The 16833-nt window shown below is 38.3% G+C and carries 13 protein-coding genes; 1 reads left to right on the top strand and 12 read right to left on the bottom strand.

What is annotated here, in order from left to right:
* Nucleotides 1-14: 14 nt before the first annotated feature.
* The 9 genes from MWH30_RS03735 to MWH30_RS03695 form a co-directional block, all read right to left on the bottom strand.
* Nucleotides 15-1100 (bottom strand): HD-GYP domain-containing protein, encoded by a 1086-nt coding sequence (locus MWH30_RS03735; RefSeq protein WP_248662711.1) that lies wholly within the window; start codon nucleotides 1098-1100, stop codon nucleotides 15-17.
* A 164-nt stretch (nucleotides 1101-1264) separates the two neighbouring features.
* Nucleotides 1265-2788 (bottom strand): sodium:solute symporter family protein, encoded by a 1524-nt coding sequence (locus MWH30_RS03730; RefSeq protein WP_248662710.1) that lies wholly within the window; start codon nucleotides 2786-2788, stop codon nucleotides 1265-1267.
* A 276-nt stretch (nucleotides 2789-3064) separates the two neighbouring features.
* Nucleotides 3065-4423: a PHP domain-containing protein gene (locus MWH30_RS03725; protein WP_248662709.1), complete on the bottom strand. Its 1359-nt coding sequence runs from the start codon at nucleotides 4421-4423 to the stop codon at nucleotides 3065-3067.
* A gap of 25 nt (nucleotides 4424-4448) precedes the next feature.
* The gene (locus MWH30_RS03720) at nucleotides 4449-6428 is read right to left on the bottom strand and encodes a glycoside hydrolase family 15 protein (RefSeq protein ID WP_248662708.1); all 1980 of its coding nucleotides are present in this window, start codon (nucleotides 6426-6428) and stop codon (nucleotides 4449-4451) included.
* A gap of 453 nt (nucleotides 6429-6881) precedes the next feature.
* Nucleotides 6882-9014, bottom strand: coding sequence for a SpoIID/LytB domain-containing protein (locus tag MWH30_RS03715; protein ID WP_248662707.1), 2133 nt, complete (start codon nucleotides 9012-9014; stop codon nucleotides 6882-6884).
* Between the two features lie 40 nt (nucleotides 9015-9054).
* Nucleotides 9055-9972 carry a UTP--glucose-1-phosphate uridylyltransferase GalU gene (galU, locus tag MWH30_RS03710; protein WP_248662706.1) on the bottom strand — a complete coding sequence of 306 codons (918 nt, stop codon included), beginning with the start codon at nucleotides 9970-9972 and terminating at the stop codon, nucleotides 9055-9057.
* 177 nt (nucleotides 9973-10149) lie between these two features.
* Entirely contained in the window at nucleotides 10150-10692 is a 543-nt protein-coding gene (locus tag MWH30_RS03705) for a (Fe-S)-binding protein (RefSeq protein WP_248662705.1), read from the bottom strand.
* Between the two features lie 20 nt (nucleotides 10693-10712).
* On the bottom strand, nucleotides 10713-11867 hold the full coding sequence (locus tag MWH30_RS03700) for an aminotransferase class V-fold PLP-dependent enzyme (protein ID WP_248662704.1): 1155 nt from the start codon (nucleotides 11865-11867) through the stop codon (nucleotides 10713-10715).
* Between the two features lie 235 nt (nucleotides 11868-12102).
* A complete protein-coding gene (locus tag MWH30_RS03695; protein WP_248662703.1) occupies nucleotides 12103-12276 on the bottom strand; it encodes an aspartyl-phosphate phosphatase Spo0E family protein in 174 nt (57 codons plus the stop codon).
* Between the two features lie 350 nt (nucleotides 12277-12626).
* On the opposite strand from MWH30_RS03695, the gene MWH30_RS03690 reads away from it, so the two are divergent.
* Nucleotides 12627-12980, top strand: coding sequence for a helix-turn-helix domain-containing protein (locus tag MWH30_RS03690; RefSeq protein WP_248662702.1), 354 nt, complete (start codon nucleotides 12627-12629; stop codon nucleotides 12978-12980).
* Nucleotides 12981-13023: 43 nt separating this feature from the next.
* Here MWH30_RS03690 and MWH30_RS03685 read toward each other — a convergent pair whose 3' ends face one another.
* The 3 genes from MWH30_RS03685 to glmS all read right to left on the bottom strand — a co-directional run bounded on the left by MWH30_RS03685 (nucleotide 13024) and on the right by glmS (nucleotide 16802).
* Entirely contained in the window at nucleotides 13024-14655 is a 1632-nt protein-coding gene (locus MWH30_RS03685) for a sodium:solute symporter family protein (protein WP_248662701.1), read from the bottom strand.
* Complete coding sequence (locus tag MWH30_RS03680) at nucleotides 14648-14812, bottom strand: symporter small accessory protein (RefSeq protein WP_248662700.1); 165 nt, start codon at nucleotides 14810-14812, stop codon at nucleotides 14648-14650. Before MWH30_RS03680 ends, MWH30_RS03685 begins: the two co-directional genes overlap by 8 nt.
* A gap of 157 nt (nucleotides 14813-14969) precedes the next feature.
* The gene (gene glmS / locus MWH30_RS03675) at nucleotides 14970-16802 is read right to left on the bottom strand and encodes a glutamine--fructose-6-phosphate transaminase (isomerizing) (RefSeq protein ID WP_248662699.1); all 1833 of its coding nucleotides are present in this window, start codon (nucleotides 16800-16802) and stop codon (nucleotides 14970-14972) included.
* Nucleotides 16803-16833: the final 31 nt, after the last annotated feature.

Below are 16833 nucleotides of genomic sequence, written 5' to 3'. Positions count from 1 at the left end.
AGTCCCTCCTCATATTAACTTATAACCTCTCTTTCGCAATCAGTAATCACCTTTTCCACTACTACCTCTTCACTATACATTAAGTCAACTTCTGTTATCTCCTCAGGCCTATTACCAGTTGCATTCTCTACAATCCTAATCACCGGTGCGGAAAGATCTTCCTTATTAACATCCACTACTAAGCCTAAGTCACCAGTATTTAATCTTACTAAGGTACCGATAGGATAAACGGCGATATTACTTAATAAATGTTGAGTAATATCAGAGTTCAACTCAGCCTGCATCATCTCCTCTAAAGTCTGCATAGCTTTATGAGCCGGCAAAGCTTCAGCATAGACTCGGTCAGTAGTAATAGCATCGTAAACATCGGCTACAGCTACTATCTGGGCAAACTCCAGTATTTCTTCTTCCTTTAAGCCTCTAGGATAACCTGTCCCATTCCTTCTTTCGTGGTGTTGATAGGCTACGTGAGCAGAATAAGTACTAATTCCTTCCGCATCTTTGATTAGCTCATAACCCAACTGACAATGTTTTTTTACTTCTTTGAACTCAGTCTCATTTAAGGGCCCGGGTTTTAAAATAATCTCTTCACTGATTAAAGTTTTACCTATATCGTGAAGTAGGGCTCCTACCCCTAAATCTCGCAGCTCCAACTTATTATAACCCATATTCATTGCTGTCAAGATCGATAAAACGGTTACATTAACTGAATGACCAAAGGTATAATCATCATAGGCTCTAATATCATTCAGATGGATAATTACGTGTCGTTTGGAGGCTAGTTCATCTACTATATCATTAACTGCCTGCTTAACTTTACGGGCGTTTAACTGACTCCCTAATTCTATATTACCCATACACTCTCTTAAGGCCATAGAAGCCTTTAATCTAGTCTGGTCTGAAATCACTTCTGGTATCTCTACATTAGGCAGACTTTCATCAACAATAAAAACGGCAGGTATACTCAGTTCTTCTAAACGCCGAATATAGGACTTTTTGAGGATTACACCTGCATTTAACATTACCCTCCCATCGGATAAATAGATGGTCTTACCCACCCGCATTCCTGGTTTTAAGTCTTCAACTAGAACTTTTCTCATGAATGGTTAGCTGGTTGATAAAGTTATCCAAGCCAGCTTTAACCCTCCTTCCTTTCCAAACAAAGTTAATCTATATTATCTAAAATCCTTTTAATCATTATATCACAGCAAATCCACTTTTCAAACAAAAAAAGACCCAACTTAAAAAGTTAGGTCTTGAGCGCCTAATCCAAAAAATTAAATATCAACTCTTTAACATCAAATTTATAACCACCCTCATCATATAACTCTCCGTATACTTCCTTTAAATGCTCCTCACTATAGTTAGCAGTAAAGAGGCTTACTATAGGAGTAATCACCAAAGGTAATAAAATAGCTAAAGAACCGATCAATGGAATATGTTGAGAGTCCATTCCAAAATAAAGCGATAAAACAACAGAAATCACTAAGCCACCAATTAAACCACTCCAGGCTCCAGCCTTAGTCATTCCAGACCAATAGAGTCCGTATAGATAAGGAGCTAAGAAGGCTCCAGCTATAGTTCCCCAAGAAATAGCCATTAAGGTCAGAATAATAGTCGGTCTAGCTATAGCTATAAAAAAGGATAAAAGTACAAAAACCAAACATAGTCCTCTCATTAGTAACATGCTAGCTTTATCAGACATATCCGGCTTAATAAAACCTTTAAATAAATCAATAGCTAAAGTAGAACTAGATACCAAAACTAGCGAAGAAAGAGTGGACATCGAAGCCGAAACTACCAATAACAACAGCAAAAATAAGACTGCTTCCGGCATTATATTATTCAATAACTGGGGAATCAACAGGTCGGTATTAGCTACTCCTCCCATTGTAGGCACTGCTTCAAAGAAAAGCTGAGTGGTAGAACCTAAAAAGTAAGCAGCCCCAGTAACTAAGACTGCAAAAGCAGTAGCTACTATCATAGCAGGCTTAATAGACTTTTCGTCCTTAATGGTATAAAAGCGCTGCACCATCTGCGGTAGCCCCCAACTACCTAAGCTAGTTAGGATTACCAAAGATAGTAGCGGAATCGCGCCCGGCGGGCCCACCATACCCCCTAAATCAGGATTAATATCTCTTAAGCCAGCTATCACTCCAGTAACTCCTCCGGCTTGCGGATTAGTTAATAAGAAGTAAAGCATAATCGAAACTCCAAAAACCATCACGACTCCCTGAATGAAATCGGTAATTGCAACTGCTAAGTAACCACCTAAAATTAAAAATAAAGCAGTTAATACTACCATTATGCCTAGGGCCCAAAAATAAGGAATATTAAATATCTGTTCAAAAAAGTAACTCAGACCCATATAAACCGAAGCTGAATAAGGTACTAAGAAAATAAAGATTACCAAAGAAGATAGAATCTTCAAACCCGGCGATTGATACCTGCTTTCCAAAAACTCAGGCATAGTCATACTATCCAAACGATCTGTAATTCTTCGAGTTCGCTTAGCTAAGACCTTCCAAGCCAATAAGCTTCCTACTAAACTATTACCTACCGCAATCCACAATGAAGAAAGACCAAAGTTCCAACCTATCTGTCCCGCATAACCAATAAACACCACCGCTGAAAAGTAAGTAGTTCCGTAAGTAAAGGCCGAAACCCAAGGGCCAACGCTTCTATCACCTAAAAAGTAGTCATTTAAGGTTTTTACCTTCTTCATGCAAGTATAGCTTACTAGCAACAGTATCCCTGCAAATAAAGCAAAAAATAAGTACCTATACATACCTACTATACCTCCCGTCCTTCTTTAATTTTTAGCGAAGCTTTGTAACTGCCTACAAATTTTCAAGCCTACATTTGTTAATATTCTAGATTTTCATTTAATTTCCTTCTTTGTTGATTAAATTCAAGTTCAAAACCTATTTGACACTGACTAAAATCTGACTAAGTTCTGACTAGAAATTAAAACATAAGTTCAAAAATGAATTATTTAATTGTCTTTAAACTTTATCTTTTGATCTTAATTTATCCTCTATCCTTTATCCTCTATCATCTGCCCTTAATGAAGCGTTCCTTCCCGATGCTCTACATCATAAGCAAATAACGCATAACCAATCTCCGCTACCGTTAAGTCAACTTCCTCAGCCAGCCGACGGACGATATCAATAATCCTCAAATAATCGCTAGCCTTAAAAGACTCTTTTTCCTGCTCAAAATAGCCCATTCTCCATAGAGTAGCCCAGACCCTAGTATCGATCACACAGTGGCTTTCTTCATCTAGACTAGTCAGAATAGCAGAAGCAGTAGGAATACCAACTCCTGAAAGACTGCTTAATAACTCCAACTGTAAAAATTCCTCTTCCAGTTGGTAGACCTCTTGAGTTACCTTTTTCACTAAATACCCCGCATTTTTCTTCACGTGATAAGCACTGCGAGTAGAGTTAAGGTAAGCCAGTTGGTATAACTGTTCTTTAGTTAAGTAACCCTGTTGATGGTATTTCTGGCCTATAGCTGCTAATTTTTGAGGATAAAGACCTGAGGTCTGAGGGTATAAAGCTAAGTATTTGTTAAAGTCTATCATTTCGATTCCGCGGCGGGCCCGATAACCTTCCTGCAACCTATCTCTTAGCCAGTCAGGAACTTTAGTATTACCCAACAGCAGCTGTTCTTGATTACTCAAACCATGACAGTCAGAGCCACCCAAGATTAATAACTCCTTATCTTTAGCTAACCTAACATATTTACTAATCTGATTTGAATTATGCTTAGAATAATAAACCTCTAAACCTTCAATACCAGCCTCAATCAACTCAGGCACTACTGATTGATCAGCCAAGAGACCGGGATGAGCCAGCACAGCAATTCCCTTTACCTGCTTGATCATCTCGATAGCCTCCCGCGGCGTTAAGTTGGTTTTGGGTACATAAGCCGGGCCCTGATCTTCTAAATACTTATCAAAGGCCTGCTGAGCAGTCTGCACATAGCCACCTTGCTGTAAAGCTTGAGCAATATGCGGTCTGCCTATAGCCTGATTAGCATCAGTAAGCTCCTTCACTTCCTGCCAGGTTAAGTCAATTCCTAACTGATTTAGCTTCTTAACTATCTTTTTACCTCTTTGACGACGCATTTCTCTCAACTCTGATAGTTTAAGTAGCAACTGGTTATCTAGATAATCAATAAAGTAGCCTAGAATATGAACCTCCAGCTGATCTATATAGGCTGTTAGCTCAATTCCGGGAATAACTTCTAAAGGAAGACTACGAGCTTTATTCCGGGCCGGCAGTATTCCTTCCACAGTATCGTGATCGGTAACTGCTATACTTGTTAATCCTTTTTCTGCTGCTTTAACCACCAACTGCTCCGGAGTAAAAGAGCCGTCCGAGGCCGTAGTATGTAAATGCCAATCTATATTCTTCATCTATTTTAAAACCTCCAGTGCCTAATCAACTCACCACCTGATTGTAGCTTCTGATTTCAGCTAATTTCTGTTTATACTTCAGCACTATCCCCGCAAAGGTAGCGTGAGACCAAGTTAAAGGTGCTACCGACAAAGAAGTGCCTTTATAAGGATGTAGCTGCTCCGGTAATAGATTATCACTATAAGTGCTATCAATTACCCAGTCTATTAGCTTTTGAGCCTTCTTTAACTCATCTTCTGTCTTAGCTATTTCAATATACCAGTCCGCTAACCACAGCGTACAGATAACCCAAGGATTCCCCGGCACCTTTTCTATATCACCGGTAACCTGAAAGTAATAATCATCTTCATAGCGAGCTACTCCACCTACTTCAGTTTTCACCCAAAGTCTCTTTTCGATCTGCTTCATTGTATTAATTACCCGAAAGTCATCAGCAGGTAAGACTCCAAAGTAATAAACTCCAAATAAGCTGCTTTCAATAGTCTTATCAGCTACTATTGTCCCGTCGTCCTCTACATTAATCATCCGCACAAATCTACCCAGTTCTTCATCGTATAAATACTCTAAAATCCCGGCCTTAATTTCTTCGGCTGCTCGAGAATACTTTGCTGCTTCTTCCTCTTCCCCAAAGAGTTCAGCAAAATTAGCCGCCTCCTGCAAAGCACCATAGACAGTCGCTGAAGTAAAGGTTAAAATCCCGTGCCGCTCTTCCCATAAGTCATGGCTAGGCTGAGGTAGTTTTAATTCTGGATCTCTGTACTCTACCATAAAATCGGCTGCTTTTTTCACTAAGGGCTCATAGACTTCCTGAATAAACTCTAAATTCTCCGATTGACGATAGTAGTTACCTAAAGCATAAATAGGCAGTGCAGTTTCATCTTCCTGAATTGGCAGCTGCCGCTGACCATCTTCTACCCAGGGATGCCAACTAGAGCCTAAGGAGCCATCGGGATTATACTTGTGTAATAGATAGCCATCATCGGTCAACTTGGCCTTACAAAAATCAAAAAAGCGCTCTGTTAACTGGTGATAACCGGCTTGATCTAGATAATAAGCCACTAGGGCCCCATCCCTAGGCCACATATAGCTATAGTGATCGCGATTATACTCCAAAATATCGGTATCATTGGCTGCTAAAATAGCTCCCCAGTGATCAATCTGAGTTCTAACAGTTAATAAACTCCGCTTAAATAGATCCTGCCAAGACTGAGAATAACCGCTGAAGTTATACTCTCTTTTATTAACCCAAGAATACCAGTAATGACCGGTTTCTTTAATTAATTTCTCTACTCCTCTTTCCAGCACATAATCATTTAAGCTAGCTATTTCCCCGTGGTTTTTACCTACAGCAATCCAATAATGGACTACTTCACTGCTCTGAGCTGCCAAATCAAGTTTAAAGCTAATAGTACTATCCACCGAGCCCTGAGCAATAGGATTCCCAGAAAGCTCTCCATCTTCGGCATCCTTCCAGGTTCCTTTAGCTCCTTGAAAGTCCTTAATCCCCGTAGAGTAGTTATGCAGGGCCTCTCCTTGACAACGACCGGTCATCAAAAAGTAACGTCGTCCTTTATAGTGCATAATTCCCTTTAATTGGGGAGCATACAGAACTGTATCTCCAATATCCGAGCCGTATATACGCAGGTCATGGGAAAAGTAAAGCTTAACCTCTCGTTGAGTAGCCTTTAGATTTTCTACGCTTATCTTTTTCAAGTAAATGTTTTTATTATAATGAACCGCAGCCTCTATCTTTATTCGCAAGCCAATCTCTTCTCTAGTTAAAGTAATATCAGAAACTAAAGTATCTTTTTTATAGCCTATCTCTCTATCCCAATAAGTATCCACCCAGTAAAGTCCCTCTTCAACCATCACCCCTATCCGCATTGGATGTCCATTTAGATGGTTCTCAGAACCTACGTGTGGAAAGTAAAAATCCCGAATAATACCGTCTTGATCAAAGTTTACTAAGACTTTACCGTTTCCTAATACTAAATCTCTAGGCATAATCTCACTCCTTCTATATATTTCAGAGGATAGAGGATAAATTAAGATCAAGAAATAAAGTTCAAAGAAAATTAGACGCAGCGCCCTGAAGGAGGAACGACTGAGGAAGCGACGCCATTATTTTGGCTAGTCATTACTCTGGAACTCTTGGGGTGACTAGAATCTGACTAAGTTCTGACTAGACATTAAAACATAAGTTCAAAAAATTATTTAAATAAACAGCTAAAGTTCCAGAGTAATGACTAGTTAAAGTACAAACGTCGCAAGTGTCGCAAGCATCATTTCAGAGCACGTGGTTCCAATAGATTTTAAAAGTTCTAATGTTTTGTCAAATTTTTGTCAGAACTTAGTCAGCGTCAAACAGTTTTTAATGTCTTGAATTTTATCTATCCTCTATCCTCTGTCCTCTATCATTTGAATAAAACATTATACCAAAATTATATCTAAGCCATGCTATTCCGCTGCCTCAAGCTCCACGCCAGTATAGAAGTGGAGTAAGATCTGGTCATAACTATAGCCGGCCTGAACCATATTAGCCGTAGCTACTTGATCCATACCTACATTATGTCCCCAGCCTCCCCCATAAAAGATAAACTGACTAGGATAACCATCACTACCATATTCAGGAACAATAATAAAGCGACTGTTTCTTAAACCGCCAAAGAAAGAGCGTAGGGCCCGGCTAATAACTTCTTCTCCCTCGCTGCCAACTACCTTCACTGCTTGAACTGTACCACCTTCGGCCCTAGCTACAGGCAACAGCTTTTCAACTCTACCAATATCCAACTTATCCTCAATATAATCAGCTTTAATTATCCGCTGCCAACGATAACGATTTGGACTTCCATAAGCTAGGTTATCAGAGTAAGACTCAGGATGGCTCCGCAGCCAGTTATGAAGCTCATAAGGAGCTAAGGGAAAGTCCTGCTCAAAGTTCTGTTGACCAAAACCATCTCCAGCCGAATCTATAGTAGTAGTTACTCCCTGCAAATAGGGCACCTGTCCGCCCCAAATATCGGCACTACTCTCAGTATGGCCGCCGGAATTAGCGCTATAAACGGCATTAATAGGTTGACCGTTATAGGTTAGAATCTCCCCGATAGTTTCATTTACTGCTTGATTGGAATTATGATGCTCATAGGCAGCCCCGTTATAAGCTGCACAATGTACAGTAGCACAGAGATCATAACCATCACTAGCGTGCTTACCTAAATGAAAAAGAGTATAGCTGCGAGCTGCCACTGCCTGCACCTTCAAGGCTTCATTAGGCCACCAAGCTGACATCTCCGAAGGTACTACTGCATAAAGATAGGACTCTAAGTCAACTAAGTTAACCACGGTAAAAGAGCCTCCCGGGCGAAGCATAATCTCTATTGCTCCTCGATACTGCCTATCCTCTCTATCTTCCCAGTAATAACCCTGTCCATAGTCTATATTATGAAGCAAGATTGGAGCCGTCTCTTCACTGCTTTCAATAATAAAGTCACCAGTAAACTCCGCTAATACCTGATCTTCCTTATCCAATAAAGCAATTCTATTTTCAGATATCAAGTCCAACTGATAGACCTGCTTAGCTGAACCTTGAAATATCACTCTATCATTGCTTTTATCCTTAATCACAAAGTCGGCTGCCACTCTAAAGGCTAAATACTCTCTATCCTCAGCTAAACCGATCCTTAAATCGTCAGTCTCAACCTCTTCCGGTACTGCTTCCAAATCTACAAAGCTAACCTCTCTTTGTAAGGCCTCATCTCTTTCTTCTCTTTCCTCTTCTTCTTCGGGAATAAAAAGTTCCGGTTTTTTCTGTTCTAAAGTACTTAACCTTTCTTTTACTAGAGAATTATTAGGATGTCTGCTGGAAACTCGCTGATAGTTCTCTACTGCTCTTTCATAATTATCGAGGTTAAAATAATTTTCAGCTAAATTAAAGTATACATTCTCAAAGCTACCGTCCTTCCTTAATACTTGATTATAGGCCTCGATAGCTGCCTGCTCTTTACCTAAGTCCTCCTTAATCTGTCCTAAAAGATAATAAGCCAGTGCCGAATCAGCATCTAACTCCAAAGTACTATCCACCATCTCCAAAGCCAGATTATACTCACTTTGAGAATGGTAGATTTGAGCTAAATAGAGATAAGTAGACTTCAAAAGTGCTGTCTCCTCTAAGTTTTCAGCAGCTACTTCAAAGTTACTTAAAGCATCCTGATAATGACCCAAATTATAGTATATTTCACCTAAATTATAGTAAATATAATACTTTTGGGGATCCAGCTCAATTATCTGTTTATATTCTTCAATAGCAGCTTGATAATCATTTACTGTTTCGTATACTGTAGCTAAATTCTTGCGTGCTTCTATATCTTTACTATTAGTAACCAGTATTTTATGATAATAATTAATACTATCTTGATAGTAACCTTGATAAAAGTTCTCCTTAGCCGTCTCCGCTAACTGATCAGCATCATACTTATGAGCAGCAATAAAGTCTTCATTTTTAAGCTTAAAAACAGCTGTCACAGCAAAGATTACTAAAAATATCGCTAGTCCTAGAGTAATTAAGTTCCGCCTTTTATTCTTGCTAAACACAATGATCCCCTCCAAGCAAAATTGCTTATAATAGTTTAAGCTACTTAGCTTTCTCCAAAGCAGCTATTTCTGAGTAAAACTCTTCCTTTAGCTCCTCCTGTAAATAATTAAATAGATACTCCTTAAAGTCATCGCGAATATCATCTCTGGCTAGTGCAAACTCCACTACCGCTTCCAAAAAACCCTGCTTATCTCCAATATCATAACGACGTCCATTAAAGACATGAGCATATACCTCTTCTTGCTTAAGTAAAGTTCTTAAAGCATCGGTTAACTGAATTTCTCCCCCCTTACCTGGCTCTGTATTTTCTAAAATATCAAAGATAGCCGGAGTAATAATATAACGCCCTAAAATAGCTATATTGGAAGGTGCTTCCTCCAAGGCCGGTTTTTCAACCAAGTCCCGAACCTGATAAGTACCGTTATTACCATTGGAGTAGTCAACAATTCCATATTTAGAAACAAGCTCATCAGCTACCTTTTGCACTCCGATTACCGAAGACTGTTTCTGATTAAAGCTCTCAATTAACTGCTTAGTTACCGGCTCTTCGGCCTTAACTATATCGTCACCTAATAGAATCGCAAAAGGCTCATCACCTACAAAGGTCTTAGCACAGAGAATAGCATGTCCTAAGCCTAAAGGCTCTTTCTGACGTACATAATGGACATCTACTAAGTCAGAAATCTCCCTGACCATCCTCAATCTATCTACTTTTCCCTGTTCCTTTAAACTTACTTCTAACTCAAAAGACTTATCAAAGTGATCTTCAATAGCTCGCTTATGACGCCCAGTAATAATTATTACATCTTCTATCCCGGATTCCACTGCTTCTTCCACAATATATTGAATTGTCGGCTTATCAACTACCGGCAGCATCTCTTTAGGCTGCGCTTTAGTTGCTGGTAAAAATCTAGTTCCCAAACCAGCTGCTGGAATAACTGCTTTTTTAACTTCCATTCTACTTCCTCCTTGCTTAACTCTAATTTTTAAGTATTCTAAACTTTGTTCTCATATTATTTATTCTTTAAACTTTCTCTAAATTCCTTTGATAAACCAAATTTTTGTCATTTAAAAAAGGCTGTGCAGCTGCACAACCCTTTTAGCACTTTATTTTTATAAAGGTAAACTATTGATTCAACTTTGCTTATACATAGCTTCTTGTAAATAAGCTTCCAACTCCTCCTTAGCCTCTGCAAACTCAGCTGTAAATAAAGGAGGACAGTCCTGTAAATCATAGTCACCCTTAACATACATAGTAGCAAAAGCAAAACAGGTCTGCTCTCCACATTCTGCACAGTTTAGTTGAGGTAAATGCTTATAAACTTCAGGTACTTTGAGGTTGGAAAGCGACTTATAGTCGGGTTCTAACTGATCCTGTTGAGCATAAATTTCATTTATCTTTTCTTTTAACCAATCCAAAACCTGCCGTCCCTGAGAAGAATTGCTCAAACGATCTACTCTTACCTCTTTAGAAGTTAAAATAATCTTATGGCTCTTATCTTCAAATTCAATTTCCAGTTTAGGCATCTTATGATTATATATAGTTTTATCAAAAACTCCATTCAAATAAGGTAACAGCTCCCCTACATCATCGGAAAGGGTTCCCTTTACTCGCACTTTTGACTTGTCAGCCATACATCTCTGCATAGTATCGATACTTATCTTTTGTAAATACATTTTCCCCACTCCCTAAACGTCTATAATGCTTGCTTAATTTCCTTTAAGGCCTTAATTAAGTAATCTATCTCTTCTTTAGTATTAAAGTAGCTTAAGCCTACTCTAACACTCCCTTCAAACTCAAAGCTTCCTACTGTCCGATGAGCTAAAGGAGAACAGTGAAGCCCGGCTCTAACCATAAGCTGATACTCACTATCCAACTGATGCGCTAAATCATGATGATTAATTAATTCCTCAAAGTTAAAAGAAATAACCCCTACTCTTTGCTCTGGATTTAGGCTGCCATAAATAGTTAAATCTTCTATCTTGGCTAATTCTGTTAAGGCATAGTCGATCAATTCCAACTCATACTCCCTGATCTCTGCTACCCCTTTTTCCAAAATATAGTCCACTCCGGCTCCTAAACCTACAATCCCAGCTACATTGATAGTTCCCGCTTCATAACGATTGGGTAGATCGGCCGGTGGATACTCAGAAACTGCATTATTACCTGTTCCTCCAGTCCTTAAAGGAGCTAAGTCAATCCCTTCTTCTATATACAAACCACCAGTCCCAGTAGGGCCCAAAAGTCCTTTATGGCCCGTAAAGGCTAATAAATCAATATTCATCTCCTTAACATCTATTGGATAGACCCCAGCTGTTTGAGCCGTATCCACTAAAAAATGTAAATTAAACTCATTTGCTAGTTGGCCTAATTCCCTAATTGGTAACAGCTTACCAATTACATTGGAAGCATGTAAACAAGCAATTAGTTTAGTATTTTCCTTAATTGCCGCCTCCACTTTAGCCAAAGGTAAATTTCCCTGTTGATCACATTCTATAAAAGTAGTCTCTATCCCTCGTTCTCTCTCCAACTCTTTTAAAGGACGGCGAATAGCATTATGCTCTAAGCTACTAGTAATCACGTGGTCCCCACTCTCCAATAGACCTTTCAAAGCTAAGTTTATAGCTTCAGTTACATTATGAGTAAAGACAATTCGCGTTAAATCATCGATATTAAAGAGTTCAGCTAAACTTTTACGAGTTTCAAAGACTAACCTATCCGCTTCAAAAGCCTTTTTATAAGCTCCCCGACCAGCACTAACCCCTAAATTTTTCATAAAATCAAAGATTTTTCTATGTACTATTTCGGGCTTTGGATAAGAAGTAGCTGCATTATCAAAGTAGACTTCCATTTTGCTCAACCTCCTTCTAGGATAGATTTATTAAGCTATTAATATATTAAAATCTTTTAATATGTAGTTTAAAAATAAGATATTCTTATCTACAATTATATAGCTGCCTTTATTATTTGTCAAACACTATGGGGGGTCTCCAACATAACTTCGTTATATTCTTACTAAATCGAAATCTTGCTTGAAAATAAAAAGTTCTTGTATCTCTACAAGAACAATTTAAATAGACTGTTATTCAACTGTGTTTTAGATATTCATTTAATAGCTCGTCCAACAGTTGGCTTAATTCTATTACTTCTTTATTTAATTCGCCACTACTATAGTTATCATCTAACTTCTGGTTCAACTGAGCCCTAGTTTCTTCAATTTTCTTTTTTAATTCTGCTAATTCTTGCTGATTATCACCCATTAAGTTCACCCTCTCGTTTTTTTATTTTAAATTGAAATTAAGATAATCATTTTATAAAAAACCGATATTTGTTATTAATTAGCAACTTAAGTAATTAAATAATAATATAAATTCCATAAAATATCAAGTTTAGATAATAGTTGCCATTAAGTATTAAAGGCTTTTACCAAAAATTAGCTTGCTCATACTTCGCAAAACATACATATTGTACCATTTATCACCAAACATGTTCCCAGTTGTCAGATTGAAGGTGCTAAGAGGGTATACTATAATTAAGCTATATCATAGTTTGATCTCAAAGTAAGATCTCATTTAAAATGGAAATAGAAATTTAAGAGGAGGGAGTGCAAATGGACCCAAAAAATAGAGTAAAATACTTAAGAAAAAGTAATAATTTAACTAGAAAAGAACTAGCTAAAATTATAAATTACTCCGAAGATTATATTTATAAAGTAGAAACCGGCAGAAGAGATATCTCTAAAGGATTTTTAGATGCTATTAGTAAAGCTTTTGGAGTACCTAGATCCTATTTTTTTAAAGCAGATGAATATAAGTATAATCAAAATAATGATAAAATAGAATTTGAAGACTTTATAAGAGAACATAAGGTTCAATTCTATGGTCAAGAGCTTAATGAACAAGAAAAAGAAAACATAATTGAGTTAGTTAAGGTTGCTCTTAAGTTACAAAAAAAGAATAGCTAAGTATAAGAGAACTGCTAATTAGCAGTTCTCTTATAAATTAAATTTAAAAATTATCAAAACATCTATCGAGATGTTCTTTAGCAGGCGCTGAAGTAAACCAAGAAACTATAATAAACACCAGTGCCGAAACAGGCAAAGCATAAAAAAGAGGATCTATATGAGTCCACGGAAACTCAAATAAAGCATCCCGGCCAAAGATAAGCCGACTAATCCCTAATGGTTTAGACTCGTCAATATGCATAAATACAAATCCAAACAGCGCTACAGTATAACCGCTAATAATACTCGCAATAGCTCCTGCCTTAGTAGAACCTCGCCAGTAAATAGTACCGATAATAGTTGGTAAAAAGCTAGCTGCACAGATTCCAAACCAGAAAGCAGTAGCTCTAGCAATAATACTACCAGGTAAACGGTAAGCTAAAATAATTGAAACAATTAAACCTATTAAAACACCAATCCGAGTAATCCAAGGAATAGTATCTAAGTCTTCATCGTTAACTGAATCAGGCGCCTTCCACAGTCTAAAGTTGCGAATAATATCTCTCCCCCAAGCAGTAGCTTGCACATGAATCAAAGAGCTAATAGTGGATATAGCTGCTGAAAGCAGGGAAAGCATAATTAAGTAAACAAACCAGCCCGGCATCATATTATTAATAAACAGCGGAATAATTAAGTCTATATTTCCCTCAGCCACTGTAGCTGCAATCTCTCCTAACTCCTGCACAAAGTATAGATTACTCAAGGGCCCGACTATAAAGGCCGTTCCTGTCATAAAGAAAACAAAGATACTCCCAGCTACCATAGCTCTATATAAAGAACTAGTCTTTTTAACGGTCATAAAACGCATTACCAACTGCGGTTGAGCTAAAACGCCAATTCCCACTCCCATTACAATAGTACTAATTACTGTCCACCAGATTTCACTGCCTAAAGCGGGCATAGAAGTCCAGCCTTGATGTCCAGCTGCTGCTAAGCCTTCTGGAACCATATCCTTCAAAGCAGCTAAGCCTTCGTGAGCTGCTACTACTCCCCCCAAATTACTATAGGTACTAAATAATAAATAGCCCATTCCCGCTAACATAATCAAAGCACAAAAAGCATCGGTATACATTACCGTTTTTAAACCACCAGTAATTACGTAAATCCCTACTACTATGGCTAACAAGAATAGAGCTATATCATAATTAATCAACAGCGCACTTTCCAAAAAGCGAGCACTACCAACTAAAATAATACTAGTATAAGCCGGCATAAAAATAAAGATCATTATTCCCGAAAAGAAAGTTATAAAACGCGACTTATAACGCTGTCCGATTAGTTCACCAAAGGTAGTAGAGCCTAAGTTTACTGCTAGCTTACGAATAGGTACTCCAAATAATACAAAAGCAATAATCACTCCTACTACTATAGTTAATAAAGTTAACCATAACAGACTAAAGCCAAAAAAGGCGGCCGCTCCTCCAAAGCCAACAATCGCTGAAGTACTAATAAAGGTAACTCCATAGGAAAGAGCCATAATCCCTCCATTGATATCTCTACCCGCTACTAAGTAATCTTCCGAAGATTTAGTAGCCTTATGACCTAAGTAAGCTAAATAGGAAAGCACAGCCACATATAAGATAATAATTATAGTTAATATCTGAATATTTACTCCCATTGCTGCTTCATTAATCATTATGACTCACTCCCTGTGATTCTTCCGACTCTTTTTTAGCAATCCGGCCCTCACTATTCCAGTTCAGCAATCCATAAATAACTCCTGCTAGAGGGGTGATAATAGATAACCACCAAACCAAAGCAATCCAACCGTCCTCCATACCTACCATTAACATTGTCAACAACACTCCTTTTTCCTTATCTTTTTGTAAATTCTATCCTACTAATTAATACCTACCACTTATTTTACTTCAAAATAAATCTCATTTTTCCTGCATAGATAGCAAAAAATAAAGCTCCTTGTTTAAACAAGGAGCTAAAAAGCAAATAATGCTACTCTACAGTTACACTTTTAGCCAAATTCCTAGGCTGATCTATATCACAGCCTCTTTTTAAGGCTACGTAATAAGCTAAGAGTTGTAAAGGAACTACTGTTAAAATTGAAGTTAAGATTTCTTCAGTACTTGGAATCTCAATCACCCTATCTAAAGACCTAGTTACCTCTTCATTTCCGGCTAAAACTACTCCAGTAACGTGGGCTTCTCTAGCTTGCACCTCTTGAATATTGCTGAACATCTTATCCATAATTGATTCTTGAGTAGCAATAGCTATCACCGGCACATCTTCTTCGATTAAGGCTAGAGTGCCGTGCTTTAACTCACCAGCAGCATAAGCTTCTGCATAGATATAAGAGATCTCCTTTAACTTAAGAGCTCCTTCTAAGGCTATAGCATAGTCCACTCCCCGGCCAATAAAGAAAGCACTATTCTGATCAACATAGCTATCTGCTAACTTAGCTATAGTATCTTCGCTATCTTTAATAAGTTGGGCTACCTGATTAGGTAGATTTTTTAAAGCCTGAATTAACTCTTCAGTTCTAGTAGCAGAAATAGTCCCCTTCAGTTGAGCAAAGTAGATAGAGAGTAGATAAAAGACCATTAACATATTAATATAGGCTTTAGTGGAAGCTACGGCAATTTCGGGCCCGGCGTGAATATACACCACCTGATCAGCCTCCCGAGGAATAGTACTACCTACTACATTACCAATAGCCAAAACTTGAGCTCCCTTACTTTTAGCTTCTCGTAAAGCAGCCAAGGTATCGGCCGTCTCTCCGGACTGACTAACTACAATAGCTAAAGTATTTTCATCAAGCAAAGGATCTCGATATCTAAACTCCGAGGCAATATCGACCTCTACTGGAATTTCTACTAAGTCCTCCAGTAGATATTTAGCTACTATCCCTGAATGATAAGCAGTTCCACAAGCTACAATATAGATCTTTTCATACTTTTCAATCTCGGCTGGAGATAGATTCAACTCATCAAAGATAACCTGACTATTATCATTACTTAGCCTGCCGCTAATAGCTCTGCGCAAAGCTTCAGGCTGTTCATGAATCTCTTTTAACATAAAGTGTTCATAGCCGCTTTTTTCAGCCATTCCCGGATCCCAGTCTACAGTAAAAACTTCTTTATCTACAGTTTCACCTTCTACAGTGGATAGTTCTACTCCATTTTGGGTCACTACTGCCATCTCTTCATCATCAAGGATATAAACGTCTTTAGTGTGCTTCAGCACTGCTGGAATATCCGAAGCTACAAAGTACTCCTGATCCTTAAGCCCGATAATCAAAGGACTATCCTGCCTAACCGCTACTAATTTTTGAGGTTCTTGCACCGCCATAGCTACAAAGGCATAGGAGCCTTCTAGCTTAGCCACTACTCGCCGCACTGCTGACTCTAAATTACCCCTATACTCTTCTTCAATTAAGTGCACAATTACTTCCGTATCGGTCTCGGAAGTAAACAGATGCTCCCCTTCCTGTAACTCTTCTTTAAGCTGTAGATAGTTCTCGATAATTCCATTATGAACTACTACAAAGTCATCATCACAACCGGTATGAGGATGAGAGTTAGGTACTGAAGGTCGACCGTGAGTTGCCCAGCGAGTATGACCAACCCCTACCGTTCCTTGAGGTTTTTCATCAGTAATCACCTGCTCTAAGTTTTCCAGTTTACCTACCTGTTTATAGACCTCTACCTGCCCCTGATTATAAAGAGCTATTCCTGCCGAATCATAACCGCGATACTCCAATTTATTTAAACCGTCCATCAAAATAGACCTAGCCGTTGAGTCACCTATATAACCTACAATTCCACACATATATTAAACCTCCATAGTTCACAGTTTTTAA

Origin of the sequence: Fuchsiella alkaliacetigena, assembly GCF_023227765.1 — a bacterium.
GTDB lineage: Bacteria > Bacillota > Halanaerobiia > Halobacteroidales > Acetohalobiaceae > Fuchsiella > Fuchsiella alkaliacetigena.
This window is presented reverse-complemented; position numbering and strand designations above follow the sequence as displayed.